We start from the raw sequence: 26550 nt of genomic DNA on the forward strand, positions 1-26550 counted from the left end.
TTTTCGGGCTAGATTGTATGTTTGAACTAAAAAAATTGATATCGGCATTACTTATGCCACTCCCTGCGATGCTGATTTTAGGCCTGTTCGGCTTATTGGTATTGTGGTTCACCAAACGAAAAGGGCTTGCCTCTCTTCTATTGACCACTTCATTATTAGGAATATTCTTATTTGCATTCCAACCCATCTCGACAAAGTTACTCTACCCGCTTGAACGTCAATATACGGGTTTTATACCCAGCAACAAGCCTGTTGATTACATCATGGTGTTAGGCAGTGGCCACGTTATTGATAAAAATATCCCTGTCACGTCTGAACTGTCGCGTACGGCATTAATGCGCCTATCAGAGGGTATTCGAATTCACCGTTTATACCCAAGCGCTAAAATGATCCTGTCAGGTTACGGTGGCGGCACTGAAATCAGCCAAGCTCGAATGATGGCAAAAGTTGCGCTCGCACTCGGCGTCAATAAGACAGACATCTTACTCCTAGAAACCGCCAAGGACACATGGGAAGAAGCTTTTCAGGCTTCATCTGTGGTTGGCAGTAAAAACCTGGTGTTGGTGACATCGGCAAGCCATATGGAACGCGCTTTATTTGAATTCAATGAGGCGGGTTTACAACCCACTCCCGCACCCACTAACTTTTTAGCCCACCGCAATATTGAACAAGCTTGGGCCAAATACACGCCGCAAGCGAAGTACTTGGAACAAACTGAACGCTACTGGCACGAAACCTTGGGGCAGTGGTGGCAAAAGTTACGTAATATTATCGGTAATAACGAGCACTTGATTAAAAAAGAGCCACCAACAACCGCCGTTGTTATCAGCCATACTGATGCATTTTCTTAATAGTCAGTAAAAGCAATAATTAACTCCCACTCAGCATAAACCTCTAAGCCAGCTAATTTAGCTGGCTTTTTGCATTATATGAGCGCAAAACAACCACACCCTGCGCCAATAGCAATTTTTGTTATATCATGTGCCAAATTCATATAGTCATCATTATAAAAACTACTGCCGTTTTGTATCACACCTCTTTATTATTTCAGCCATTACAAGAATCACATATCAAGCAGTTAGGTGGCTAGAGACTATGTATCAGATTATTAACTTGGCGATATTCGCCCTACTCATCGCATTATTAGCGAAACAGCAAAAAACAGATCAAACTCTCTCTAAACGCGTATTCACTGGCCTTGGTCTTGGTGTGCTATTTGGTGGTGCTCTACAAGCGGTTTACGGTGGTGGCAATGCCGTCATTGGTAGCACGTTAGAATACGTAAACATTGTGGGTTCTGGTTACGTGAGCCTACTGAAAATGATCATTATGCCGTTAATCATGGTATCTATCATTGGCGCTATCGTTAAAGTAAAAGACTCAGGTTCGCTGGGTAAAATTTCAGGTTTAACAATCGGTATCTTGCTTGCGACGACCGCGGCATCGGCTGTGATTGGCTTGTTTGTCAGCCATCTGTTTGGCCTATCAGCGGAAGGTATTGTGCAAGGTGCGCGTGAAATAGCTCGCGGTGAAATGCTAGAGACTCGCCTTTCAACCGTGGAAGCGATTTCTTTTGCCGATATGGTAATTTCTTTCTTCCCTGGCAACCCTTTCGCAGATTTAGCGGGCAGCCGTGCAACTTCAACCATCGCTGTTGTTATTTTCTCTGCTTTCATTGGTGTTGCGGGTGTCAGTGTTATTCGCACTCAACCAGAACTTGGTGCAAGCTTTGAGAAGTTTGTCCAAGTTGCTCAAGAAATTGTTCGAACGCTAGTACGCATGGTGCTAAGCCTAACGCCATACGGTGTGCTTGCACTCATGACCAAAGTGGTTGCGGGCTCAAACCTTGACGACATTCTTAGCCTCATTAACTTTGTAATGGCATCGTACGTTGGTTTAGGTATCATTCTGGTTATGCACCTTGTTCTGGTATCGCTGGTTGGCGTTAACCCGATTCGCTTCCTAAAAAAGGTTCTGCCAGTACTTACCTTTGCATTCACTTCTCGCTCAAGCGCAGGCACAATTCCATTGAACATTGATGCGCAAGTGAAGCAGCTAGGTAATGGTGAAGGCGTTTCAAACTTCTCGGCATCATTCGGGGCCACTATGGGTCAAAACGGCTGTGCTGGCTTATACCCTGCAATGTTAGCTGTGATGATTGCGCCAACTGTAGGTATTAACCCTATGGATATCAGCTTTATCCTGACACTGGTTGCTATTGTTACCATCAGTTCATTCGGTATTGCGGGTGTGGGTGGCGGAGCAACGTTTGCAGCTCTGATTGTTCTCTCAGCACTTGATATGCCTGTAGCGCTCGCTGGTCTGCTTATTTCTATTGAACCTTTGATTGATATGGGCCGTACCGCAATTAACGTGAGTGGCTCTATGACTGCAGGAACAATCACCTCTCGCCTCTTAGGTCAGGCTGATGACTCTATCTTCCAACAAGATGGTGAAGTGGAAACAGCAAAAGCCTAATACACATAATATGCAGTCAGGAATCCTGACTGCTAAACAGATCAGCTATCGCCACAAATAAAAATGCCACCTTATCGCTAAGGTGGCATTTTTGTATTCATTGTTTATCACTTATTGTTAGCTATAGTTGAGTTGATTCTTAAACTCAAGAATCTAACCAATAAGCTGACGCACTTTTTCTAAATCTTCAGGTGTATCAACCCCAGCTGGTGGGGTATCAATTGCCACATCAACGTGGATCTTCTCACCGTACCAAAGCACACGAAGTTGCTCTAAAGATTCAATCTTCTCAAGCGCACTCGGTTCCCAGTTAATATAAGTATTGATGAAACCTGCACGGTACGCATAAATCCCAATATGACGCAGCAAGCTCTGGTGGATCTCTTGCGGACGTTTCGCAAAGTTATCGCGATCCCATGGAATCGATGCACGGCTAAAGTACAGTGCATATCCATTCGCGTCAGTGACAACCTTTACTGCATTTGGATTAAATACTTCATCAGCGTGATCAATTTGCACCGCTAGCGTCGCCATCGGTGCGTCGCAGCGTGCAATATTATCCGCGACTTGGCGAATAATACTTTCAGGAACTAGAGGCTCATCGCCTTGCACATTAACGACAATGTGGTCATCAGCAAGTTGGTATTTTTCAACCACTTCAGCCAAACGTTCAGTACCTGATTCATGATCGCTACGCGTTAGGCAAACTTCACCACCAAACGCTTTCACGGCATCAACAATGCGTTGATCATCTGTCGCTACGATAACTTTATCTGCACCAGACTTACTTGCTTGTTCATATACCCATTGCACCATTGGTTTACCGCCAATGTCAGCTAATGGTTTACCCGGTAGGCGGGATGATTGATAACGGGCTGGTATAACGACAGTAAAAGCCATGCTTTATTTAACCTCTTCTGCGCTCAGCGTGCGAGCTTCTGGCTCAAGCAACACTGGAATGCCATCATTAATAGAGTAAGCCAGACGATCAAATTTGCAGATAAGTTCGTTCTTTTCTTTATCGTAGTTCAATTTCCCTTTACACACTGGGCATGCAACGATTTCAAGCAGACGGTGATCCATATTGTTCCTTTATCTTTATTATCTGACTGATGATATCTTGTGCCTGTTCTGCTGGTAACTCAGCATCGACGGGCAGATACCACCAATTTGACTCAGCGAAAGCGTGGCACTTCACCGCATCTTTCTCTGTCATGACTAAGTGCTGGCCTTTAGCAGCCAACACGGTTAATTCTTGTTGTTTAAACGCTTGGTGATCAGCAAACGGCTGACAATGTTTAGGTTCAATACCAAGCTCACGCAATGTATCGAAAAAGCGTGGCGGATGACCTATGCCTGCCATTGCGACTATGTCATTCAATGCTGTCACATCGCATCGCTCACCCGTCTTGAGATTAATCAAGGCTGAAGGTGATAACCGCATCGGAATTTCACCCTGCTGCGCTTCACCACCATTACAGATCTGAAAATCGACCTCATCAAGTCGCTCGCAAGGCTCCCGCAATGGTCCCATAGGGATCAAATGCTGATTACCAAAACGGCGCTGGCCATCAATAACAACGATCTCGATATCACGCTGAAGGGCGTAATGCTGTAAACCGTCATCGGTAATAATGACATCCACACGCTTCGATGCATCTTTTTCAGCAAGAAGTAATTGAACAGCTTCAGCACGTACAGGTGAAACCGCTACGGGTACACCTGTACGGCGATGAATGAGTACAGGTTCATCGCCGACAAAAGCAGTTGGGCTATTAATGTCAACTTGATACGGGTAATGCGGTGCTTTACCGCCATAGCCACGAGAGACAACACCCGGCTTTAAGCCTTGTGCCAATAACTGCTCTACCAACCAAACCACAACTGGCGTTTTACCGTTACCACCAGCAGTGATGTTACCAACAATCACAACAGGCACTGGTGCGCGATAAGACGCTTTGGCACCTGATTCAAACTGCTTACGGCGGTGCTGGCTAATCGCTTTGAAGATTTGACTTAACGGCCATAACACAGGCATCAGCGCTATCCCGACGGGATGGCGCTGAAACCAGATTTTCTCGATCAAGGTGCTCATTATTGGCCGAATTGAATACGATGAAGTTGGGCGTAAGCGCCATCTTCTTTTGCAATTAACTCGCTATGGCTACCGCGCTCAATCACTTCACCTTCATCAACAACCAAAATTTGATCGGCTTTTTCAATGGTTGATAGACGGTGAGCAATCACCAGTACAGTACGGTCTTTTTGTAGCTCATCCAATGCAGATTGAATAGCACGCTCAGATTCGGTATCCAGTGCTGATGTTGCTTCATCAAGAATAAGAATTGGTGCATTACGTAATAGTGCACGAGCAATCGCAATACGTTGACGTTGACCGCCTGATAGGCTGACACCATTTTCGCCAATTTCCGTATCTAAACCTTTATCTAGGTCGCGGATAAAGTCCATTGCAGACGCTAACTCTGCCGCTTTTTCAATATCAGCTCGGCTATATTTGTCACCACACGCATAAGCAATATTGTTTGCTAAGGTGTCGTTAAACAAATGAACGTTCTGAGAGACAACCGCGACTTGTTCACGCAGGTTCTTCAAGGTGTAATCTTTGACTTCGTGACCATCAATACTGATAGAGCCACTATCAATGTCGTAAAAACGTGTAAGCAGGTTGGCAATCGTACTCTTACCCGAACCTGAACGACCTACCAGTGCTAACGTCTTGCCCGCTTCTAAATCAAAACTAACATTACGCAGTGCTGGTGAGTCTTTCGTTGGGTAAGTAAAAGTAACATCGTCTACTTTTACTGCGCCCGATACACGCTCAACTTCATGTTTACCATTGTCTTTCTCTGTCTCAAGATCAAGCAGAGCAAACAAAGTACCACACGCCGCCATACCACGTTGGAATTGTGAGTTCACGTTTGTTAGACCACGGATTGGGCGCATTAAACCAAACATAGAACCAAACACAACCGCGAACGTACCAGGTGTCAATTCTGAGCGTAGTGATTCAGAGCCCGCTAAGAACAGAACAAAAACAAGTGCTAACGAAGCAACCATTTGAATGGCAGGCGTCGAGATAGCATTCGCTGCGGTTAACTTCATTGATTGTTGACGCATTTGATTACTTACGTCTTCAAAACGCGCTTGTTCTTTCTCTTGACCACCAAAGTTAAGTACCACTTTGTGACCTTTTAACATTTGTTCTGTCTGTGCTGTCACCGAACCCATTGCGTCTTGCATGCCACGAGACACTTTACGGAAACGCGAAGAGATCATCTTGATACCAATCGCCACAACTGGCGCAATAATGATCAAGATTGCAGATAACTGCCAGCTGTTCCAAAACATCAAGGCAACAAGCGAAATAATGGTCGTACATTCACGCACTATGTTAATCAATGCTGAACTTGTTGCATTGGCAACCTGCTCTGAATCGTAGGTGATTCGAGACAATAAGCTACCCGAAGATTCTTTATCGAAAAAGCTCACAGGCATTGCCATAAAATGATTAAACATCTTACGACGAATATTCATCACAACATTGCCAGAAACCCAAGCAAGACAATAGGTCGACACGAAACTACTTAAGCTTCGAACTATCATTAAGCCAAGGACAAACCATGGCATCATTGCCAAAAAGTCAGATTCAATCGAACCTAACCCACCAAAACTCTCATCCATTAAAGGCTTTATCATGGAGATAAGTACTGCATCGCCTAATGCGTTAACGATTAATGCGACAATAGCGACAACTAAGCCGGCTTTATAAATACTGATATACGGCCACAGTAGCTTGAAAGTATCTAATACCGTCGCTTCAGTTTCTTGTTGCTGCTTATTCATGAAAGACCATCATTTTTTTAAACTATTCACCTATTCTACTCTCAATCTGGGCTGTGCTCCAAATATGTTACCGCTAACACACTCGTACTGTTCCCTTTTTATACAATTAAGCCATCAATAAACCGCCTCAAGTTAAGCCCAACATTTGTTGAAGCACGACTTAATTGGTTGCAAGAATCCATCAATGATAAGTAAAAAAACGAACAGCCTAACATCGACAATCCGCACTTTCTTTCCTTGTTAAAGTGACCATAAAGGTCAGCAAACACACAATTCGTATAAAACATCGGGCTATTGCTGTGATTTAGCGCATAAATACAGTTGAGTAATCACTCTATAATTTCATTCCGCCATGACATTAGCCGCTTAATCAACATGACGTTACCATCCTGCTGAGGCATTGCCATAACAAGTAGTCGCTTTCAACGATGATACTGATAGAGCTAGAACTCCTCAGCAGTCTCTATGTAGATCAATTTTAAGTATTTATCCTATGAGAATATCCGATTTAAGTATCAGAAAAAAAATGTTTGCTGTTTTCGCCAGTATCTCTGCTGCGATTATTTTCCTAATCTTTTTTATAATGAACCAACTCAATCACGTGAATGACTCCTTGGTCGAGTTCGCCGAAACCACAGTACCCAGTGTTGTTTTAGTCAAAAACACACAAAATGAAGTCATAACGCTGCGTAAAGATCAGTTTTCTCTTTTACCAAACATAGATCACCCGCAACTCATTAATTGGATTCAAGGTATTGTAGACTCAGAAAAGCGCATTAATACCTATCTAAGTGAGTATGAAAGTGGTTTATGGGATGACAACGATAAGCAAGCCTATACGCAAGTAACACAAGCTTGGCAGCACTACCTTAATCAATCTCAAGAGTTTATTCCGGCATTAAAGCGACGTGATATCGATAAGGCCAATCACATTGTTCTCTCTAGCTTAAGTAGCTTTCAAAAACTACAAGCTGCTTTATCTAATCTTGAAAAATTAAATCAGTCTTATATGACCTCAGATAAAGCCACAAGTAACCAAAGGGTGGAAGACACTCGCTTGTATGCGTTTGTGGGGGTAATTTTACTACTAGGCTTTATGATCGGAATGGGATCGCTGCTCAGCCGTCAAGTGTGTAACCCCCTTGAATTGGTTATGGAATTAGCACATAAAATTTCGTCTGGTGATTTAACACATCGGATTGCACGAGACAAAATTGGCAATGACGAAATGGGTCAGCTCGCTGATAGTTTTCAGCAAATGCAGGACAAATTGCTAGCTCTAATAGAACAAATTTCAAGTACCGCCACTCAACTAAGTGCCTCGATTGAAGAAGTGAGCGCTATTTCAGAACAAACCTCGCAAGGCATGAACGAACAGCAAAATCAGCTTAATTTGATCGCAACGGCCATGAATCAAATGCAGGCCACAGTTAATGATGTCGCAAACAATACTGAAGAAGCCTCTCAGTCAGCTCGCAATGCAACCTCAGATGCAGAAGAAGGTCGAACCGTGGTGCAACTAAGCATCGAAAACATCCAAAAAGCCCAGAGAGTGATCCAACAAACGGGCGAGATGGTTGAGCAGCTAGAACAAGATAGTTCTAACATCAGTATGGTTGTAGATGTTATCCAAAGCATTGCAGAACAAACAAATTTACTCGCACTCAATGCAGCAATTGAAGCTGCACGTGCAGGTGAACAAGGGCGTGGCTTTGCGGTGGTTGCTGACGAAGTAAGAACCTTGGCTGGGCGAACACAATCTTCAACAGAAGAGATCGTTTCAATTATCGATAAGCTCCAATCTCGTTCAAAAACAGCAGTACAAGGAACAAGTAATAGCTGTGAGTTAATTCTTCGCTGTGTGGAGCAAACAGAGCAAACAGGAAATACCATAGGTCAAATTACTGCTTCAATTAATGATATGGCGGCCATGAGCATTCAAATTGCAAGCGCTTGTAGTGAACAAAGCTCTGTATCTGAAGAACTACAACGTAATGTTGAGCATATCAATCAATTCTCAGGGGAGGTTGCGACAGGTTCATCTCAAACGGCTCAGGCGTGTATGCAGCTTAGTCAACTGGCCGTTAATATGCAGGATGTGATTAGACAGTTTAAGATTGTTTAACCCATAACCTGAACGTAACAATGATGCTGAGGCGATAGTTTTAGCCTCAAGTTCATTAAATGCCCACCTTATACCTGAAGGTGGGCTAACTAGTGACCGTCAACAGCCATTTATCATCTTGTTATCTATAGCTTCAAATTAGCTATGTCGCTTTACCTTTTCTAACTACAAAGCAGAAAAAGCATCTCGATACCATGCCTGTCGAAAGTTTGTTCTTGCCGCTTGATATTGTACCTCTCCTTGCCCAATCACAACGGAAACTTGGCCTAATTCTGCGGTACTCAACCATGGAATATTACGCTGCAGATAACGCGCTTTCACAGAGGGTGCTGGAAGTTGCCAAGGGTTATAGCGTCCGACCGAGACTAATGCTAACTGCGGCGTTATCCGCTCTAACCAAGTTACGCTCGATGACGTCTTGCTGCCGTGGTGAGGGACAAAAAACACATCAGGAGATAGTTGCGGGTATGCTCTGGCGATTAATAACTCAGAGATCGCGTCGATATCACCAGTCAGCAAAACTTCAGTTGCTTGGAAGCCATATTGACGTGCTAGCAATTTATCACTGATTGTAATCACGCAAGAATGTGGATTAGCAGCGCGTTTTACCCGTTTAGGCGGCCAAATCACGGTAAACGTTAACGACTGCCATTGCCATGATTGACCTTTTATACAGGGTAAATACCCCATACGATAATCACTACTCCTTTTCCAGCTAGGCGCATACCGCGCACTTAAATAACTTGCGCCACCTGCATGATCACTATCTGCATGGCTCAGGATCAAACCATCTAATGTATAAATGCCTTGGTCTTTCAACACGGGTTCAACAACTGACGAAGCGATGCTACCTTGCAGCCAAACGTTTCCTGTGTCGTACAATACAGCGCGTCCATTACGTGTCACGATAACTGACAAACCGTGGCCGACATCTAGCATTTCTACCCCCCATGAGTGTGAGACTGCCCCATGTGTGGCTTCTCTCTCCTCTCTCTTTATCTCGCCCTGCTCACTCGGCATTGCGATACTATCTATTGCCAGTGCCGGTTCTAAATAAGCCTTAAAGACAGGAGCATGCTGTTGCCATTGCCAGCTACAGAAAATAACCGTAAGGCTAAGGTATAACGCAGGAAAATGACGAAGTGGTAGTAGCCGCACGCTCAATAACCCAGCAGCGAATACCACAATAAGAGGTAGCCACTGAGCCGAAAACTCAAGCCAAGCACCGACAGAGCGTTTCCCGAGCCAGACCACAGGCTGCAAACTCCAATCGGCTAATTGCCACAAAAAGAAGGCAACATCAGGGACTTTCATCACCAACAGTGCGGCAAAAATCAGAGGGACAGTAATAAAACTAATAAGAGGTAAAGCAACAAAATTAATGGCTGGTGCGAATACAGAAAATCCACCGAAAAAATACCACTGTAATGGCAACATTAAAGCCAATAAATAGAACTGTAAAATCAACAGCTGCTTCGCGCCTTGATAAACGCGCACGGATATCACGCTTGCCGTTGTGAGTAGTGACGATAAAGCAGCAACCCAACCACTATCAGCACCAAGCGCAGCGGGGTGGTTTGAGTCTGGTTCGAATTGACTGTCCGTATCATCTTGACTGCTTGTTATCCGCTGACTTGAGCGTAAAACCAACAATACCAACACCGCTGTGAATGAGAACCAAAAACCCATGGTGTAGCTTGCTAGGGGATCAATCATTAAGCAAAGCACGAACGTTAGCAGCAAAATAAACCATGCCGGCGACACCACCAAAAAACGTACCAACAGCATCACAATACTTGCCATTAATAACGCACGCTGTGTCGGCACACTAAAACCAGCTAACCATGCATAGCAAAGTGCCACTAACAAGCCAATCCACATCGGCAACCACGTAAAGTATGGCGTTTCAGGCAAGACGCCACGTAATCGCAGCCCTCCCCACCAGCCCAAAGCCACGGCGAGACCAATATGTAAACCCGAAATAGCCATTAAGTGCGCCAAGCCACTATCACGCAGCCACACCCAATCGTCTGCGGTGAGTGCGTCTTTTACACCAAAACTTAATGCTAATAATAGGCCATGGTTCGGCAAATCAATTACTTGTTCAACAACAGTGTCAAATAACCTTTGTCGAAGAGAAAGCGTGCCCTGCTGGATAAGATATGGGGGTAGTGTTACTTGTTCAGTGACAGGAGTAAGTGCTGTTGAAATCACATTTCCTCGGCCATGAAAGCCGTGGCCTACATACCACTTTTCAGCATCGTAACCCGCCTGATTGACTCGACCATAAGGCCGTCGCAACACAACCTGAAGCTGATGAGCCTCGCCTTGTTTAAGGGTATTCGCCTTATCCCAATAAAGACGGACTTTCATCTCCCTTATGGATGTTTCAGGCTGCGCTTGCCAACCCTTGATAATGAAATCAAAGTTATCAGACGGAATATTCACATTTTGTATGCTATCAACTATGCCAACTATGGTAATATTCGCTCCCATCGGAGGGATCTGTTTCACTGTATAGATATAATTACTGGTTGAAATATAGACAAACAAACCACCAGCAAGGAGCCATATCAATACATTTGCCAAGGCATAGTGGCATAAATAGTAGCGTAGGAATAAAGCAACACCCCCACCAAGCAGGGTAATAATGGTCATCTCATGATCTGCGAGCACATAGGGCCAGCAGTGAAGAGACAATAATCCGATAGAAAAACCAATAGCTGCTTGGATAACCATTTTAGTTACTTGATTAGTATGAAATAAAGATGCCTAAACAACTTATAAAACGTTTCTTGCCAAGCCATGAGGTCATCAAGCGCCAAAAGGCTTTAAAAATTTTCGGAAACACTCTCTATAACCCGAATTTATGGTGTCTAAACCGCCGTTCTGCTTCGGGTGCATTCGCTGTTGGCCTTTTTATGGCTTTTGTTCCGCTACCCAGTCAGATGATCATGGCGGCGGGTTTGGCTGTTTGTTTCGGTGTTAATTTACCGCTTTCTGTTGCGTTAGTTTGGATAAGTAACCCGATTACCATGCCTGTACTTTTCTACGGCGCGTATAAAATCGGGGCTTGGCTGATGCACACTCCGCATCAAGCTTTCCACTTTGAACTGTCGTGGGATTTCTTGCTGCATCAGATGAGTCAGATTGGCCCTCCATTCTTACTTGGCTGCTTTATTTGCAGCGTAGCTTGTGGCCTTATTGGCTACTTCGGTATTCAAGGCTTGTGGCGATACTCTGTCGTAAGAAGCTGGAATAAGCGTCGATTTAGAAAGCCATTTAGCAAAGGGGTATAGCCCCTCTCGATTGCAAAAATACAAAAACCTCGTTATCCACCAAACAATGGCTAACGAGGTTTTTTAATATCAAAATTATACCAAATAAGCTCTTCATTCTGAGTCCAGCCAACAAAGCTGCGAACGACCACTAAGATAACTTCACTAACAAATCACTACAATTACATCCTATTACTACGAAACACGCGTTTCGATTCGCCATTTATAACCAATAAAAAAGCAGCGATAGATCGCTGCTTTCGAGACACTACAAGCATCACTCGTTACTTAATATTCAAGTTATTTGGCACTTAGCACCTGTGCAGGGTGTAGCGCACTTGCACGGCGAGCAGGATACCAGGTTGCTAGCAAGCTCAGAATAACCGCAGTAACCGTCACTAACGCGACATCTTGCATGGCTAATTCGGTCGGTAAAAAGTCAACAAAATAGATATCGCCAGATAAAAACTGGTGGCCGATTACATGCTCTAACCCTTTAATGATGGAAGTCAGATTTAATGCAACCAAGCAACCTATCGCAGACCCTACTAAGCTACCAAGTACGCCAGACAGCACGCCATGCCAGATAAAGATGGATTTAATTAAGCCATCACTGGCTCCCATAGTACGAAGAATCGCAATGTCAGGTGATCTGTCTTTTACTGACATCATCAGTGTAGAAACGATATTAAAACACGCGACCCCAATCACTAATACCATAACTAAGTACATGATAGTGCGAACCATCTGGATATCTCGGTATAAATAACCGTACTTTTGCGTCCAACTTTTCAAGTACACATAGACAGGTAGGGTGTAACCGACCTCACGTACAATCGACATCGCATCTAACACATTATCAACTTGCAAAGAGACCCCACTCACGCCCTCTCCCATTGATAAATAGTCTTGTGCATCCGCTAACGGCACCAAGGCAAAGTTATGATCTATCTGTCCACCGAGCGCTAATAAGCCAGAAACTTGCAAACGAACCCTATGCGGCGCACGTAGCTTCAGTGCAGGATCGGGGTTTGGAATCATAGCTGTGATCCAATCACCCACTTCAATACCCAGCTTATCCGCGACACCTTGCCCGAGGATCACCTGCTTATTACCTGCTTTAAACTGCTGCCACGCTCCATCTTTGATGAATTGTGGAATTGCGCTGACTTTCTCTTCTTGGCTAGGATCAACCCCACGTACTTCAACCGCTTTGAGGTTAGTGCCTTTTTCGAGCAAGGCCGTGAACATTATATATGGTGCAGCCCCCGTCACATGAGGATGTTTCTCTGCTGTCTCAATCACCGATTGCCAGTCGGTAAACGGCGGTTTTACTGCTTGTAGTTCGCCATGAGGAATAACCGATAACACGCGGTTTTGTAACTCGCGTTCAAAGCCATTCATCGCAGATAAACCAATAATGATCACAGCAACGCCGATAGCGATTCCTAGGGTTGACGACATCGAAATAAACGACACCATCTTGTTACGTTGTTTAGCACGGCTAAAACGGCTACCGATATACAGGGATAAAGGTCGAAACATTAAGCCACCTCAACCTGTACCAATTCGCCGTCTTGCATGTGCATACAGCGATCCAGCTTTGCCGCTAACTCTTTATCATGCGTGACAACCAAAAATGCTGTACCAAAATCTTTATTTAAACGACGCATTAGATCGTAAATATCCAATGCTGTTTTATGATCTAAGTTACCCGTTGGCTCATCAGCCAAAACCAAAGACGGTTTGTTCACTAATGCACGCGCAATTGCCACGCGCTGGCGCTCACCACCACTTAACTCTGATGGACGGTGCTCAACTCGATGGCTTAAACCCACCATTGCCAGCAACTCTTGCGCTCGCAACTTAGCCTCATCAATGGATACGCCACCGATCAACAAAGGCATAGCCACATTTTCTAACGCGCTAAAGTCAGCTAATAAGTGATGAAACTGATACACAAAACCAATCTCTTGGTTACGTAATTTCGCCTGCTTATTGGTACTCATGACACTCAGGTTATTGCCTTTGAAAAAGACTTCACCCGCCGTTGGTTCATCCAGCGCACCAAGTAGATGTAGCAAGGTGCTTTTACCTGAACCCGATGAACCGACAATACCCACGAGTTCACCGTTATCGATACTAAAACCAACGCCTTTTAATACCTCGGTTTCCATCTGAGCTTCGCGGTAAATTTTACGTAGACCATGACAAACTAATAACGAATTACTCATAACGAAGTGCCTCAGCAGGACGAACAGTAGCTGCACGATAAGAAGGAAAAACAGTGGCCAATAGGCTTAACGCTATCGCGCCGACAATCACAAACAAAATTTGAAGCGGTAAGATCACCACAGGTAATGAACCACCCACAGTAATCAGCTGCACACCCAATACTGTCATCACAGAATTAAGGTTAAGAGCCAACAAGACACCAAGCAATCCACCCGCTAAAGCACCAATTACACCGCTACTTGCACCCTGTACAATAAACACCATCAAGACTTGGAAGTTACTCATACCCTGCGTTTTTAAAATAGCAACTTCAGCTTGTTTCTCCATCACCACCATGATCAATGCTGAAATAATATTAAAAGCAGCGACACCGATGATAAGACCCAACATCAATCCCATCATGTTTTTTTCCATCTTCACGGCTTGGAACAGCTCGCCACGTTGCTCACGCCAATCAGACCATTGCCACGGTTCAGGCAGTGATAAATTTGCCAGTTCGGTCACAGCAAAAGGATCATCGAGGAATAAACGCCAACCAGATATCTCATCTCTCTTTAAACGTAGCAGCCTACCTGCATCATGAATATTCACGACAATCAGCTGTTTATCCACGTCAGAACCCGTATCAAACAAACCTGAAACCGTAAAATTACGCTGACTTGGGATGCGCCCTAACGGTGTGTATTGGCTCGCACTCGTCACCATTAAGCGAACTTTATCGCCGACTTGTACACTCAATTGTGCTGCCAATGCCTGGCCCAGTACTACGTGATAACTACCCGCAGTGAGATCAGAAAGGTTACCGAGGGTCATCTGCTGCGCAATAGGCTCTTGGGCTGAGGGGTCTACCCCCATTAACATACCCGCAGACAATGATTGCGCACTCTGTAAAATCGCCTCACCACGCACGATAGGGGTGACTTGTGTGGTATGCGGTAATTCAGCCAACCATGCTGGCGCTTGATCTTCTAGTAAAGTGACGTTTGCAGATTCACTAACTACAGCTTGCGGCATTACCCCTAAAATACGCTGCTTAAGTTGTTGCTCAAAACCGTTCATCACCGACAGCACTGTCACTAAAGAAAGCACACCTATCGTAATGCCAGCGGTCGACATATAAGAGACAAAACGGCTAAACCGATCGCCTGAACGGCCACGTAAGTAACGTAACCCTATAAAAAGTGAGACGGGATGAAACATAAACTCGCTCAAAAACCATCAATAAATAACTGCCTGCAAGCATAACCCTTGCCGTGAATGATTACCAATTAACGGCGTAAAAGTAATGAAAAAACAATGGCTAAAAATAGACAAATAATGAGCAGTTAACCCGCTTAACTTGCTCGATAGCCAAAGGTGCGTGATAATCCTTAAATTGAATTTAAAAACAGAGCACCCAATGATTCAGGATGAATATTTTTCAGTCCATGCAGGGCTGACCATCAATGTCGAGCCGCTAGACGACAGTGCTGCATGCCCTGATGACGAGGCCTTTCGTTTAGAAATTCCCCCACTATTTCGTGTTGCCAGTGAATGTAGCGAACTAGAAGAAAGTACTGAGCGTTTATTGTCTAATTTTGGCAGTGACGACAGTAAAGCGCTTATTGGTTATCTTGGCGCACAAAATACCAAGATAAACCTGCTGCTCTCTTATGTGCTATCACAGCAAGATGATCCTACAGTACGTTTTACTACCCGTACTTTTGGTGCCAGTCGCTTAAGTTTTATATCATCGACACCACTTGCCACTGGCCGCACTGTGCGGATGAAACTGTTCTTAAACGATCCACCAGCTGCGATATATTGCTATGGCGAAGTCATTGATTGTCAGCCATATAACAATCAAAGCGGAGATGATAGCGACAACAGCGGCGATAACAACAGCTACGAAATCCACCTACGTTATACCCAGCTACTTGAAAGTGATCGTGATTTACTGATCCGCGCCGCTTTGCATGTTCAACAAAAACTGCTGCGCGAACGCGCACAACAACGTTCAGATAGATAATTAGAGCCCCATGAAAACAGAATCTATTCTTGCTATACCTCATCCACAAAAAGCGGGTGACAAACGATTCGTAGGCAACCTTTCTGGGGCGGCACTTGCCCTCTCTATCGCTGAGCTTGCTAACGAACATCAAGGCCCACTATTGGTTGTAGTGGCAGACTCCCAATCTGCATTGCGCTTGCAACCCGAAGTCAGCCAATTCACCACACATGACGTCAGTGTTTTCCCCGATTGGGAAACCTTGCCATACGATAATTTCTCGCCACACCAAGATATTATTTCCGATCGTTTGGCATGCTTATATAAGTTACCGACTCAAAACTCAGGCGTGTTACTCATCCCTGTTAGCACACTGCTGCAGCGCTTAACGCCACAATCGTTTTTGCACCAGCATGCGCTATTAGTCAGCAATGGCGATCGCTTATCGCTTGAAAAGCTCCGTATTCAACTTGAAGCATCAGGCTATCGCCATGTCGATCAAGTAATGGAACATGGTGAATACGCTAGCCGAGGATCGCTGGTTGATTTATATCCTATGGGTAGCAACCACCCATACCGCATCGACTTCTTTGATGATGAAGTGGACTCCATTCGCCAGTTTGATCCTGAAAATCAGCGTTCAACCGGCGAAATTAACGAAATCCACCTACTGCCAGCACATGAATTCCCAACCGATGAAATTGCAGTCGAAAACTTTCGTATGCGCTGGCGTGAACGCTTTGAAGCCCGCCGCGAGCCAGAGTCCATCTACCAGCAAGTCAGTAAACGCACTTGGCCTGCAGGCATCGAATACTGGCAACCATTGTTTTTTGAGCAAACAGAAACCCTCTTCGATTACCTGCCAGACAGCAGCCTATTAGTGACAGTGGGCGAACTAGAATCGCCTGTCGACCAATTTTTAGCTGATGCTGAGTACCGTTACGATCAACGCCGAGTCGATCCGCTACGCCCTCTATTACCGCCTGCCGAATTATGGCTAGGCAAAGATGAAATGTTTGCGGGCTTTAAGCCTTTGCCACAAGTGCGCCTTCGCCATGAAGCCGAGCCCGAAAAAGCAGGCCGATACAATCCAGCATTAGAGGCTGTACCTGAACTTACAATCAACCATCAGCTCAAAGAACCGTTCGCTGAATTACGCCGTTTCATTGAGCAGTTCAACGGTAAAGTGATCTTTTCTGTTGCCTCTGAAGGCCGCCGCGAAGCCCTATTAGATTTACTGGCACGCATTAAGCTTCGCCCTATGGTGTGCCAAAACTTAACCGAAGCCCTGCAAGCTCCAAGCGAACACACGCTGATTATCGGTGCCGCTGAAAACGGTTTTATCTTGGCAGATGCCAACATCGCGCTTATTTGTGAAAGCGATCTGTTGGGTGAGCGCGTTATCCAACGTCGTCGCCGTGAAGAAAAGAAAACCATTAATGCTGATACCATCATCCGCAACTTGGCCGAGCTTCAAGTAGACCAACCTGTTGTACACATAGATCACGGTATTGGCCGCTTTAAAGGGCTGCAAACGCTTGAAGCGGGCGGGTTAAAAACAGAATACGTAACGTTAGAATATCAAGGCGGTGCCAAACTTTATGTGCCTGTTGCCTCTTTACACTTAATTGGTCGATATTCTGGTGGCGCTGAAGAAACAGCACCGCTGCATAAGCTAGGTGGTGAAGCTTGGACCAAAGCACGCAAACGTGCAGCAGAAAAAGTCCGAGATGTCGCCGCAGAATTGCTTGATGTCTATGCCAAACGAGAGCTAAAACCGGGTCATAAATTCATCCTAGACCGCGAAGGCTACGCTGATTTCAGTGCCGGTTTCCCGTTTGAAGAAACCCATGACCAAGCCTTAGCGATTAACGCTGTGCTATCTGATATGTGCCAAGCAAAAGCCATGGATCGTCTAGTCTGTGGTGACGTTGGTTTTGGTAAGACAGAAGTGGCCATGCGCGCAGCATTTGTCTCTGTTGATAACAATAAACAAGTGAGTGTCTTAGTTCCAACCACACTGCTTGCTCAACAACACTTTGAAAACTTCCGTGACCGCTTTGCCAATACGCCAATTCGAGTGGAAGTACTCTCTCGCTTTAAAACGGCGAAAGAACAAAAGCAAATCATGGCAGACGTAGAAGAAGGGAAAATCGATATCCTGATCGGTACCCACAAACTACTCAATGCCTCTATCAAATATCACGACCTTGGCTTATTGATCGTCGATGAGGAACACCGTTTTGGGGTGCGTCAGAAAGAGAAGATCAAATCGCTACGGGCCGATGTCGATATCTTAACGCTTACTGCAACTCCTATTCCGCGTACGCTAAATATGGCGATGAGCGGCATGCGTGATTTATCCATTATTGCGACCCCTCCAGCGCGTCGCCTTGCAATCAAAACCTTTGTACGTGAGCGAGATGATGTCGTGGTACGTGAGGCAATCTTGCGTGAGATCATGCGGGGTGGTCAGACATACTTCCTTCACAATGAAGTCGATAGCATCGAAAAAACAGTCGAAGAGCTCACCAAGCTAGTGCCAGAAGCGCGTATTACATTTGCCCATGGTCAGATGCCTGAGCGTGAGCTTGAACGCATCATGAGTGACTTCTATCACCAGCGTTTTAATGTCTTGGTTTGTACCACCATTATTGAAACAGGTATTGATGTACCGACCGCCAATACCATCATTATGAACCGTGCCGATAACCTTGGTTTGGCTCAGTTGCACCAATTGCGTGGTCGTGTGGGGCGTTCGCACCACCAAGCTTATGCTTATTTACTGACCCCACACCCTAAACGCATGACCAAAGATGCGGTGAAACGTTTAGAAGCTATCGCCTCATTAGAAGATCTCGGTGCAGGCTTTACCCTTGCCACTCACGATTTAGAAATTCGAGGTGCAGGAGAGTTACTCGGTGATGACCAAAGTGGTCAAATCCAATCGGTTGGCTTTACCCTCTTTATGGAAATGCTAGAGCAAGCTGTCGAAGCCTTAAAAGAAGGCAAAGAACCATCATTGGATGATTTATTAAAGCAACAAACTGAAGTTGAGCTGCGCGTACCCGCATTGATCCCTGATGATTTCATCCCAGATATCAATACCCGCTTGTCACTATACAAACGTATTGCAAGCACCAGTGATGAAAATGCGATCAATGAAATGAAAGTTGAGCTAATAGATCGCTTCGGCCTACTACCCGAAGCGACAACGAACCTGTTAGCATTGAACAAAATCAAACTGAAAGCGGCAGGTATTGGCATTAAGCGTATTGAAGCAGGTGAAAAAGGTGGGTATCTTGAATTTAATCCTGATGCCAATATTAACCCGACTTTCCTTGTTGGTCTGTTGCAATCACAGCCTCAAAAATACCGTATGGAAGGGCCAACAAAGTTGAAATTAGCTACACCGCTAAGCAATAACAAAGACCGCATCAAGTTTGTTGACGATGTCTTAACACAGTTTGTTGAAAACCGCTTATAATTGAATGCACTAACGTGCGGAGTATTATCTTGAAAAAGTTTATCTATTTACTGCTTTTAGTAGTAAGTTGGCCAAGTTTTGCGGCACGACAATTTGATATCGAAGTCATTTTGTTTAAACGCAACATAAACCCAGAACAAGTCAATGAGTCATGGCCTGATACCCAACAAGCCATCGACTTACGTGGCACGATTGCATTTAGTGATAAAGACCGCCTTTCAGCAAAAGGGGTGCGTGTTTTATCACCAAGTCAGTACCAACTAAACAGTGAATATAACAAGCTAAAAAATCATGCGGGGTTTACGCCTCTCGCGCATATTGCTTGGCGCCAGGGTGATCAAGGTAAAGGGGCTGCACCACGAATCCACCTAACGGCAGGTAAAGATTTCTCTGACCGTTACTTTGCTGACGGAACCTCTCGTGATGCTGTATCGTTATCAGCACCTCAAGATATAAGCACTGATGCTGCACCAAATACTGACAGCGGTATGGTTGTAACAACTGACAATGATGTAACAAGCGCTAGCATCAATAACATCAACCAACCAGCAATCAATAAACCATTGTTTGAACTTGATGGTAAGCTACAAGTCTATGTACAGCATTATCTGTTTGTTGACGCTGATTTAGATTTGCGTGAACCTGGGCGACGTGAAGTGATTGTTGGTACAGAGCCACTTGAGATAGACACCTTAGGGGGAGAAGCTAATGTTCAAGTTGGCCACCTCCAGGAAGTAAAAAAACGTGTTGAAGTTGAAGAGTTCCTTAAAGACTTTCGTTTCAAGCAAACACGAAGAATGAAGAGCAGCGAAACACACTACTTAGATCACCCATTGATGGGCATGATCATTCAAGTTCGCCGTGTTGGTGCTTAAGTTTTAAAACCTCGCTTTAGCGAGGTTTTTTCTATCCAAACCCGCATTAGACAACAATGAATTTAGATTATATCTACCATACTCCTCGTCTTACTCTACGCCCTTACAAAAGTGCGGATCTACTGCCTCATCTTGAGGCGGTGCATGAATCACTGCCTGAACTCACACCTTGGTTGGAATGGTGCGGTGACAGCTATAATCAGCACGATGCCAATGAGTGGATAGCCACCAGCCGAGTAAATTGGCGCTCTGACGTATGTTACGAACTCGCAATTTTTGACCGATGTAGCGACACCTTTGTTGGCAGCATTTCACTCTATGATGTGCTATGTAACTCTAATTCCGCAAATGTAGGCTACTGGATCCGCTCGAGTCAACACCGAAAAGGGATCGCGTCTGAAGCGCTGTATGTCATTTGTCGCTTAGCTTTTATTTCGCTTGGATTAACCCGCCTTGATATTGTCACCCACCCCGATAACATTGCGAGCCAGCGGACAGCGTTATCTTCTGGGGCAAAATTTGAAGGGTTACTACGAAATAAAATAATGATGTATGGGCAACCACTTGATGCCAACCTGTATTCAATCATACCGAGTGATACCAACTTGAATGAGTAAATGATCACAGCATTGCGCAGGAAAAATTGCTTAGCACTAAGCTAAGATTAGTATAACGTTACTCGCGTATTATAATTTTAACTCAAACACTTAAAGGACAGCATGTGTTCAAGATTATCGTAACCATTGCCATTATTGGCTTCGTGATTTTTTTCATGTATCGCTCTCAAAGCAACAAAAAAGCAGCCGCTGTAAATATCCAAGCTGGCGAAGTCTTTCTTAGCGAAAACAAACAAAATGAAGATGTGCATACCACTGCATCTGGTTTGCAATATCAGGTGCTTCAAGCAGGCACTGGTAATGTTCATCCGAAAGCATCAGACAAAGTAACAGTGCACTACCATGGCACTTTATTAGATGGTTCTGTCTTTGATAGCTCAGTCGATCGTGGTCAGCCAATTGATTTTGGGTTAAACCAGGTAATCGCAGGCTGGACGGAAGGTGTTCAACTCATGGTTGAAGGCGAAAAAACCCGCTTCTTTATTCCTGCCAATCTAGCTTATGGTAACCGAGCAATTGGTAGCATTCCTCCAGGCTCAGTGCTTATTTTTGATGTAGAGCTCATCAAAATTAACTAGTCGTATTCATTTGATTAGTGAGCTACCAAACAAAAAAAGACCGCCAAATTTGGCGGTCTTTTTTCATTAACTATCGATGGTGAAAAACAAGGTCGTCACTTATATGTTGAGCATGTTTTTTGATCAGCCCCCTGCTTATCCACTTAGCGTCATTAGTGCAATTTCAGGTTTGGTCGTAATACACGGTTAATTCGACCAACCAGCATCATCAAGCCCGTCTTGAATACACCATGCAAAGCAATCTGATGCATTCGGTAAAGTGAAATATACACGATGCGAGCAATACGACCTTCGACCATCATAGAACCTTTGGTCAGGTTACCCATCAAACTACCTACCGTCGAGAAGCGACTTAAAGAAACAAGTGAACCATGGTCACTGTATACATAAGGCTTTTGCTCTCGATCAGTGATCTTTGCAACAATATTCGAAAAACAACGACTCGCCATCTGGTGTGCAGCTTGTGCACGCGGTGGCACAAAGCTACCATCGGCTTGCACGCAAGAGGCTAAATCACCAATTGCGTAAATGTCATCATCACGCGTTGTTTGCAATGTAGGCTTAACAACCAATTGGTTAATGCGATTAGTTTCAAGCCCTGCAATGTCTTTCATGAAGTCTGGTGCTTTAATACCCGCCGCCCACACCATGATTTGCGCAGGAATGTGTTCACCGTCTTTGGTTGTTAAACCAGACGCATCTGCTTTAGTCACCATAGTTGCAGTACGTACATTCACACCCAGCTTGGTTAATTCGCTGTGCGCAGCAGATGAAATGCGTGGTGGTAAGGCAGGTAAAATACGCTCACCCGCTTCAACCAAATTCACATTCAAACGTGAGCTATCTAGATCGCCAAAACCGTAGTTTTGTAGCTCTTTAACCGCATTGTGTAATTCGGCAGAAAGCTCTACCCCCGTAGCGCCCGCCCCCACAATAGCAATATCAACGGTCTTCTGTTCTTTATTCGCATGAAGCTTTAAGAACTGATCGTTCATTTCGGTACGGAAACGGTGTGCCTGTTCAGGGCTATCAAGGAAAATACAGTTATCACGTACACCTTGAGTATTGAAGTCATTAGATGTTGAGCCAATTGCCATAACAAGGATGTCATACGCAAGCTCACGCTCAGGCATTAACAGTTCACCTTGATCATTGTGCAATTCAGATAAAATAATCGTTTTAGCGTCACGATTAATCTCTTGTAGACTTCCCATTTGGAAGTCGAAGTGATGGTTTTTTGCATGTGCGCGATAGCTGAGTGCATCGACACCTGCGTCCATCGAACCTGTTGCGACTTCATGTAAAAGCGGCTTCCATAAGTGGCTTGCTTTACGATCAACAAGCGTTACTTCTGCACGACCTTTACGGCCTAATGTGCGGCCTAATTTTGTAGCAAGCTCAAGCCCACCGGCACCACCGCCAACAACGATAATTCGTGTCACGATTACTTCCTCTTTGATTTATCGAATTTTTGTCTTGAATAGTTCGCCTTAGCTCTGGCTGACAACAGTAAACACTAAGACAAACTGACCATGAAATCTCACGATTTCAGAGGGCAAATAGATAGAAGGACCGATTTCAGATCAGTCCTTCAAGGGCGTAGGAGGCTTAGATTGTTTCTTTAAACGCTTTTATAGTTTGTAGATGCTGAGACAGTTTTTTAAATTTATGGGTTTGCGTCTCATCCCAGATGATCTTGTAATAATCACCGAGAACATCACTTGTGTGACGATTATCTAACACTTCATCCTGAGTTGAAAGTATGCACAGGCAATTACCTGCATTTTTTTCTCTAAATTCTGCAACACATTTCGTCGCTATGTCTAAATACTCTTCAGGTCGGTCAATTCTGCCTTCCATGTTATTTTCTGGCTGTAAGTTCGGGTTAAAAATAACCTGTCTTATGCCACATAAAAAACCGATTCTCTCAGACCAGAAACCACCGAGACCAACACCACATATGATCGGAGCTTTATCACTCGACTCATCAATCAGCTTATGCACTTCCTTTAGTAGGTGTTGCATATCGTGTTTAGGATGGCGCGTGCTGTAGTTAACAAACCGTACATCGGGATCGATAAACTGTAGTTGTAAAACCTTCTCGTGGTTACCTGGGCTTGTTGAATCAAAGCCATGCAGATAAATGATCATCCTTTTCTCCCTCGGTTTATATATCTTGCAAAATTAATCTAACACGTTTCTTGAGGTTTAAAAGTCAATTGTCGGAATTTGTATGCAAAACCGAGGAATACTCCACAGTTCTTTTCATGCATCATTTTTGTCTCCTATCATCAATACTCAATGACTTGGCGACAATACAGCCTAACGCCACCTCAATTAGAGCGAATTTCCCTCTTATAAATCACTTTTCGTTCGAAATCGAAGCGCGAAATAAAGTTCCTATCTAAAACAAACTGCTATGAAAAATAATTCGCACTATAACCTCATCATGTAATCATATAAAAATATAATGCTTTGCTAACAATAGTGCTTACTCCAAGCTACAGGGTAGTAAAGACTGCAGTTTATTGCTATTGTCCTTCCGAATTTAAAACAGTGCTCAATTGGCATTTCCAAGTATAGAGCCGCGAGTGCCTAGCTTAACTTACAACAGGAATTAAACCGCCGACACGTAATAGGTAGTAGCCCGTACTCAGTTACAAAAGGCTCAGGTGGAAAAGCCAAGAACGCAAAATGAAGGCAATACAATGAAAGTAAAACTTTTAGCAATTTCAGTTACAACAGCACTTCTTACGGCATGTGGTGGTGGCGATCAAGCACCTCCTCCATCCCAACCGAAAGTTGCTGTACCTCAACTAACTGTCTCTGCAATTAAAGGAAGCGTGGCAAACCCAGCAACGTCAACGACTGCAAAATACTCAGCAAGTCATGCAACGCGCAGTGCGACGACGTCATTTGATAAAATTAATACTGTCGACTGCACTGGAGCAATGAACCTTGCCAATATTTATAGTGTGGGCTGGGATGAGATGTTCAAAAAAGGGCTAACCTCAGATCAAATCCAAACGCTAACTGGCTTTTACGGTATCCATCTTGCTGAGGGACGGGTGGAATTCTCGCCTCATAGCGCCAAGCCTGTCGCAGCTAAAGACTGGATTAGCTACTTCTATTACACCGCAAACTTTCAAGAGTGTATAGCACGCGAACGTGGCCACGACAGTATCACCAAAGGTAATAACGGCATTACAGAATTGCGCCTTAAATACACGGTTGAAGCAAGTCAAAACACGCCATTGCAAACTCACGATAACTATACCGCGTGGCAAGAAGACACAGTTTCTAAGGATGTAACAGGCTTAGTGACTACCTTCACCACCGGCGACATTCAATCTAAAGATCGCCTTAAGAGCTACCGCTGGGATACTGGCCGCGCCGTTGATTTCGTCTCTGCCAACGATATGTTTAAACACAGCTACTTCTTCGAAGAATATGATAATAACGAAGTAACAGCACAAATTGTAGGCGGCAAACTTATCGATCATTACGGAAAAGCAAATGCGAGTGATCCTACAAAATTTTATGCTATTAACTTAATCTCTGCTCACTTCCCTGGTGTCGGCACCCAAGTCAGTTGGTGTATTCGAGGCAGTGAATATGCAGACAATAAAGAAACAGCTATTAGTGAAGCAAAATTCAAGCAAATCGTTAGCAGTGGTAACTTAGATACAGCCTACTGTGACCCATTTGACCCTAAGATTGGTAAAACGCGTTTCTACGATACGCACGGAGATGTGGTCGCTAAAGACTCAGCTATTGCTAACGAACTAAGCAATAAGCTCGCATCAGGTACTGTTGAAAAAGATAAGCTCGATAAATTGGTTAACAATAAAGCACTATACAGTGGCAAGAGCCAACAGGAATATTTCCAACAGACCTCCCTTGCCAATCAAGTTGATCAAATAAAGGCAGATCTTCAACCCTAATAATTAACACCAAGCTGACCAAAGGGCTCACCGATGTGAGCCCTATCGCTATCCAAGTTAGTATTAACTATTACTGATAAATCAATTTAGCAATATCTTTACGTAACCCAGTCAATAAGCCTTGTAAGTGATCCCGCTGATCATCCGTTAAACTATGATTCAAGCGACGCATCACATCAAAGCGTCTATTAAGGTAAAAAAGCAGCTCTTTCTCTGCGGCGGGGTTTTCAAAGGCTAACAGCTGATGCACTGTCACTGTCAATTGCTGCTGAAAAGCACCTGATTGTGGTTCTGCCATGAGCGTTTTCCAATCGGATAAAAAGTTCTCACGTACCGAGAAGAACGTTGGTTCCATTTCTACTTGATAACCTGCGAGCTCCGTTAACAGCGCGCGCTGTTTGTTCGTTAGCGTGCCTAACCATTGTTTTGCCGTTTTTTGTAGTCCTGTACTGCGCTTTTTGATCTTCTGCTTGGTCGTCAATACAGCCCGCTCTTGGCGTAACTTTTCAATATCACCTGCAATTTTTTTATTAAACTGCTGACGTTGCTGATCATTCAAAGACCGAAGCATGGAGGAAAATGTCGGCACGAAAATAGTTGCCGATTCTTGCCCTATCGCAGTAAATTTATCGTGATATTGGCTAATTTGATGAAAACTAAGAGGCTGTTCAAGATCGACTTGCAGTGATGAAATTAAGCGGTGGATTTTGGGGAGTTCTTTTTGACGATGCTCTTCAAGTGCCTTATCTAAATTAGCTTCAAAAGCGCGCTCTTGTGCCGAATCAAGACTGACATAATCCGACACATAATAAGGGATCCAAAAATTAAGCGTATTATAACCAAGACGAAGTACGCACCCAGTTAACAAAATGGCAGCGATACTCACACTTATACATCGTAGACACACACTTAATAAGGCGGTTTGCTTTGCTTTCTCTGCTGATTCAACAGCACTCGAGAATAAGGTCGATAAAATAGGCTTCAATACTAACCTCGCTAATCCTTGGCGTCAGTTTTTTACTCAATATTGAAGGTACGTATGTCGCACCTTTAATGATCAATATAGACCGCTAGCATCAATA

The 26550-nt window shown here is 44.3% G+C and carries 21 protein-coding genes; 10 read left to right on the forward strand and 11 right to left on the reverse strand.

The window, feature by feature from the left end; all coding sequences use genetic code 11:
- Nucleotides 1–17: 17 nt before the first annotated feature.
- Complete coding sequence (gene elyC, locus L4C35_RS03130; protein ID WP_428461502.1) at nt 18–851, forward strand: envelope biogenesis factor ElyC; 834 nt, start codon at nt 18–20, stop codon at nt 849–851.
- Nucleotides 852–1095: 244 nt separating this feature from the next.
- Nucleotides 1096–2478, forward strand: a complete 1383-nt coding sequence (locus L4C35_RS03135; RefSeq protein ID WP_428461503.1) for an L-cystine transporter — start codon at nt 1096–1098, stop codon at nt 2476–2478.
- Nucleotides 2479–2631: 153 nt separating this feature from the next.
- On the opposite strand, the gene kdsB is transcribed toward L4C35_RS03135, so the two are convergent.
- Genes kdsB through msbA form a run of 4 tightly spaced genes read right to left on the reverse strand, consistent with a single transcriptional unit; the run spans nt 2632 to nt 6342 of the window.
- Nucleotides 2632–3378, reverse strand: a complete 747-nt coding sequence (gene kdsB / locus L4C35_RS03140) for a 3-deoxy-manno-octulosonate cytidylyltransferase (protein ID WP_428461504.1) — start codon at nt 3376–3378, stop codon at nt 2632–2634.
- 3 nt (nt 3379–3381) lie between these two features.
- Nucleotides 3382–3561: a Trm112 family protein gene (locus tag L4C35_RS03145; protein ID WP_428461505.1), complete on the reverse strand. Its 180-nt coding sequence runs from the start codon at nt 3559–3561 to the stop codon at nt 3382–3384.
- A complete protein-coding gene (lpxK, locus tag L4C35_RS03150; RefSeq protein WP_428461559.1) occupies nt 3542–4564 on the reverse strand; it encodes a tetraacyldisaccharide 4'-kinase in 1023 nt (340 codons plus the stop codon). The genes L4C35_RS03145 and lpxK overlap by 20 nt, the downstream gene beginning before the upstream one ends.
- Nucleotides 4565–4572: 8 nt before the next feature.
- Nucleotides 4573–6342: a lipid A ABC transporter ATP-binding protein/permease MsbA gene (gene msbA / locus L4C35_RS03155; protein ID WP_428461506.1), complete on the reverse strand. Its 1770-nt coding sequence runs from the start codon at nt 6340–6342 to the stop codon at nt 4573–4575.
- A 493-nt stretch (nt 6343–6835) separates the two neighbouring features.
- Here msbA and L4C35_RS03160 point away from each other — a divergent pair, with 493 nt between their 5' ends.
- Entirely contained in the window at nt 6836–8467 is a 1632-nt protein-coding gene (locus L4C35_RS03160) for a methyl-accepting chemotaxis protein (protein WP_428461507.1), read from the forward strand.
- A gap of 165 nt (nt 8468–8632) precedes the next feature.
- Here L4C35_RS03160 and L4C35_RS03165 read toward each other — a convergent pair whose 3' ends face one another.
- The gene (locus L4C35_RS03165; protein ID WP_428461508.1) at nt 8633–11206 is read right to left on the reverse strand and encodes a DNA internalization-related competence protein ComEC/Rec2; all 2574 of its coding nucleotides are present in this window, start codon (nt 11204–11206) and stop codon (nt 8633–8635) included.
- Between the two features lie 29 nt (nt 11207–11235).
- Here L4C35_RS03165 and L4C35_RS03170 point away from each other — a divergent pair, with 29 nt between their 5' ends.
- Nucleotides 11236–11766 (forward strand): DUF2062 domain-containing protein, encoded by a 531-nt coding sequence (locus L4C35_RS03170; RefSeq protein ID WP_428461509.1) that lies wholly within the window; start codon nt 11236–11238, stop codon nt 11764–11766.
- A gap of 279 nt (nt 11767–12045) precedes the next feature.
- On the opposite strand, the gene lolE is transcribed toward L4C35_RS03170, so the two are convergent.
- The 3 genes from lolE to lolC are packed head-to-tail and all read right to left on the reverse strand — an operon-like array spanning nt 12046 to nt 15180.
- Nucleotides 12046–13290 carry a lipoprotein-releasing ABC transporter permease subunit LolE gene (gene lolE / locus L4C35_RS03175; RefSeq protein WP_428461510.1) on the reverse strand — a complete coding sequence of 415 codons (1245 nt, stop codon included), beginning with the start codon at nt 13288–13290 and terminating at the stop codon, nt 12046–12048.
- A complete protein-coding gene (gene lolD, locus L4C35_RS03180) occupies nt 13290–13979 on the reverse strand; it encodes a lipoprotein-releasing ABC transporter ATP-binding protein LolD (protein WP_428461511.1) in 690 nt (229 codons plus the stop codon). The genes lolE and lolD overlap by 1 nt, the downstream gene beginning before the upstream one ends.
- Nucleotides 13972–15180, reverse strand: coding sequence for a lipoprotein-releasing ABC transporter permease subunit LolC (gene lolC, locus L4C35_RS03185; RefSeq protein ID WP_428461512.1), 1209 nt, complete (start codon nt 15178–15180; stop codon nt 13972–13974). The genes lolD and lolC overlap by 8 nt, the downstream gene beginning before the upstream one ends.
- A gap of 199 nt (nt 15181–15379) precedes the next feature.
- Between lolC and L4C35_RS03190 the strand changes: the two genes are divergently transcribed.
- The 5 genes from L4C35_RS03190 to bamJ all read left to right on the forward strand — a co-directional run bounded on the left by L4C35_RS03190 (nt 15380) and on the right by bamJ (nt 21524).
- Nucleotides 15380–15988: a PilZ domain-containing protein gene (locus tag L4C35_RS03190; RefSeq protein ID WP_428461513.1), complete on the forward strand. Its 609-nt coding sequence runs from the start codon at nt 15380–15382 to the stop codon at nt 15986–15988.
- Between the two features lie 10 nt (nt 15989–15998).
- Complete coding sequence (gene mfd / locus L4C35_RS03195) at nt 15999–19454, forward strand: transcription-repair coupling factor (RefSeq protein ID WP_428461514.1); 3456 nt, start codon at nt 15999–16001, stop codon at nt 19452–19454.
- Between the two features lie 29 nt (nt 19455–19483).
- A complete protein-coding gene (locus L4C35_RS03200) occupies nt 19484–20329 on the forward strand; it encodes a peptidoglycan binding protein CsiV (RefSeq protein WP_428461515.1) in 846 nt (281 codons plus the stop codon).
- 56 nt (nt 20330–20385) lie between these two features.
- Nucleotides 20386–20946, forward strand: a complete 561-nt coding sequence (locus L4C35_RS03205) for a GNAT family N-acetyltransferase (protein WP_428461516.1) — start codon at nt 20386–20388, stop codon at nt 20944–20946.
- Between the two features lie 104 nt (nt 20947–21050).
- The gene (gene bamJ, locus L4C35_RS03210) at nt 21051–21524 is read left to right on the forward strand and encodes a BamJ family beta-barrel-assembly machinery protein (RefSeq protein ID WP_428461517.1); all 474 of its coding nucleotides are present in this window, start codon (nt 21051–21053) and stop codon (nt 21522–21524) included.
- Between the two features lie 152 nt (nt 21525–21676).
- On the opposite strand, the gene L4C35_RS03215 is transcribed toward bamJ, so the two are convergent.
- Together L4C35_RS03215 and ycfP are read right to left on the reverse strand one after the other, a co-directional pair.
- A complete protein-coding gene (locus tag L4C35_RS03215) occupies nt 21677–22966 on the reverse strand; it encodes an NAD(P)/FAD-dependent oxidoreductase (protein ID WP_428461518.1) in 1290 nt (429 codons plus the stop codon).
- Between the two features lie 166 nt (nt 22967–23132).
- Complete coding sequence (ycfP, locus tag L4C35_RS03220) at nt 23133–23675, reverse strand: alpha/beta hydrolase YcfP (RefSeq protein WP_428461519.1); 543 nt, start codon at nt 23673–23675, stop codon at nt 23133–23135.
- A 557-nt stretch (nt 23676–24232) separates the two neighbouring features.
- Here ycfP and L4C35_RS03225 point away from each other — a divergent pair.
- Entirely contained in the window at nt 24233–25468 is a 1236-nt protein-coding gene (locus L4C35_RS03225; RefSeq protein ID WP_428461520.1) for a hypothetical protein, read from the forward strand.
- A 70-nt stretch (nt 25469–25538) separates the two neighbouring features.
- Here the strand turns inward: L4C35_RS03225 and L4C35_RS03230 are convergent, their stop codons facing one another.
- The gene (locus L4C35_RS03230) at nt 25539–26453 is read right to left on the reverse strand and encodes a DUF6279 family lipoprotein (protein WP_428461521.1); all 915 of its coding nucleotides are present in this window, start codon (nt 26451–26453) and stop codon (nt 25539–25541) included.
- Nucleotides 26454–26550 lie beyond the last annotated feature (97 nt).

The organism is Photobacterium kagoshimensis (genome assembly GCF_050337045.1).
Lineage (GTDB): Bacteria > Pseudomonadota > Gammaproteobacteria > Enterobacterales > Vibrionaceae > Photobacterium > Photobacterium kagoshimensis.

Bases quoted from the DNA above. Each gene is read 5' to 3' on its own strand.
- L4C35_RS03135 (WP_428461503.1), top strand. From the start codon at position 1,096: ATGTATCAGATTATTAACTTGGCGATATTCGCCCTACTCATCGCATTA.
- L4C35_RS03170 (WP_428461509.1), top strand. From the start codon at position 11,236: ATGCCTAAACAACTTATAAAACGTTTCTTGCCAAGCCATGAGGTCATC.
- L4C35_RS03190 (WP_428461513.1), top strand. From the start codon at position 15,380: ATGATTCAGGATGAATATTTTTCAGTCCATGCAGGGCTGACCATCAAT.
- L4C35_RS03160 (WP_428461507.1), top strand. From the start codon at position 6,836: ATGAGAATATCCGATTTAAGTATCAGAAAAAAAATGTTTGCTGTTTTC.
- lolE (WP_428461510.1), bottom strand. From the start codon at position 13,290: ATGTTTCGACCTTTATCCCTGTATATCGGTAGCCGTTTTAGCCGTGCT.
- L4C35_RS03165 (WP_428461508.1), bottom strand. From the start codon at position 11,206: ATGGTTATCCAAGCAGCTATTGGTTTTTCTATCGGATTATTGTCTCTT.
- L4C35_RS03225 (WP_428461520.1), top strand. From the start codon at position 24,233: ATGAAAGTAAAACTTTTAGCAATTTCAGTTACAACAGCACTTCTTACG.
- lolD (WP_428461511.1), bottom strand. From the start codon at position 13,979: ATGAGTAATTCGTTATTAGTTTGTCATGGTCTACGTAAAATTTACCGC.
- L4C35_RS03145 (WP_428461505.1), bottom strand. From the start codon at position 3,561: ATGGATCACCGTCTGCTTGAAATCGTTGCATGCCCAGTGTGTAAAGGG.
- L4C35_RS03205 (WP_428461516.1), top strand. From the start codon at position 20,386: ATGAATTTAGATTATATCTACCATACTCCTCGTCTTACTCTACGCCCT.
- mfd (WP_428461514.1), top strand. From the start codon at position 15,999: ATGAAAACAGAATCTATTCTTGCTATACCTCATCCACAAAAAGCGGGT.
- elyC (WP_428461502.1), top strand. From the start codon at position 18: ATGTTTGAACTAAAAAAATTGATATCGGCATTACTTATGCCACTCCCT.
- kdsB (WP_428461504.1), bottom strand. From the start codon at position 3,378: ATGGCTTTTACTGTCGTTATACCAGCCCGTTATCAATCATCCCGCCTA.
- msbA (WP_428461506.1), bottom strand. From the start codon at position 6,342: ATGAATAAGCAGCAACAAGAAACTGAAGCGACGGTATTAGATACTTTC.
- lolC (WP_428461512.1), bottom strand. From the start codon at position 15,180: ATGTTTCATCCCGTCTCACTTTTTATAGGGTTACGTTACTTACGTGGC.
- ycfP (WP_428461519.1), bottom strand. From the start codon at position 23,675: ATGATCATTTATCTGCATGGCTTTGATTCAACAAGCCCAGGTAACCAC.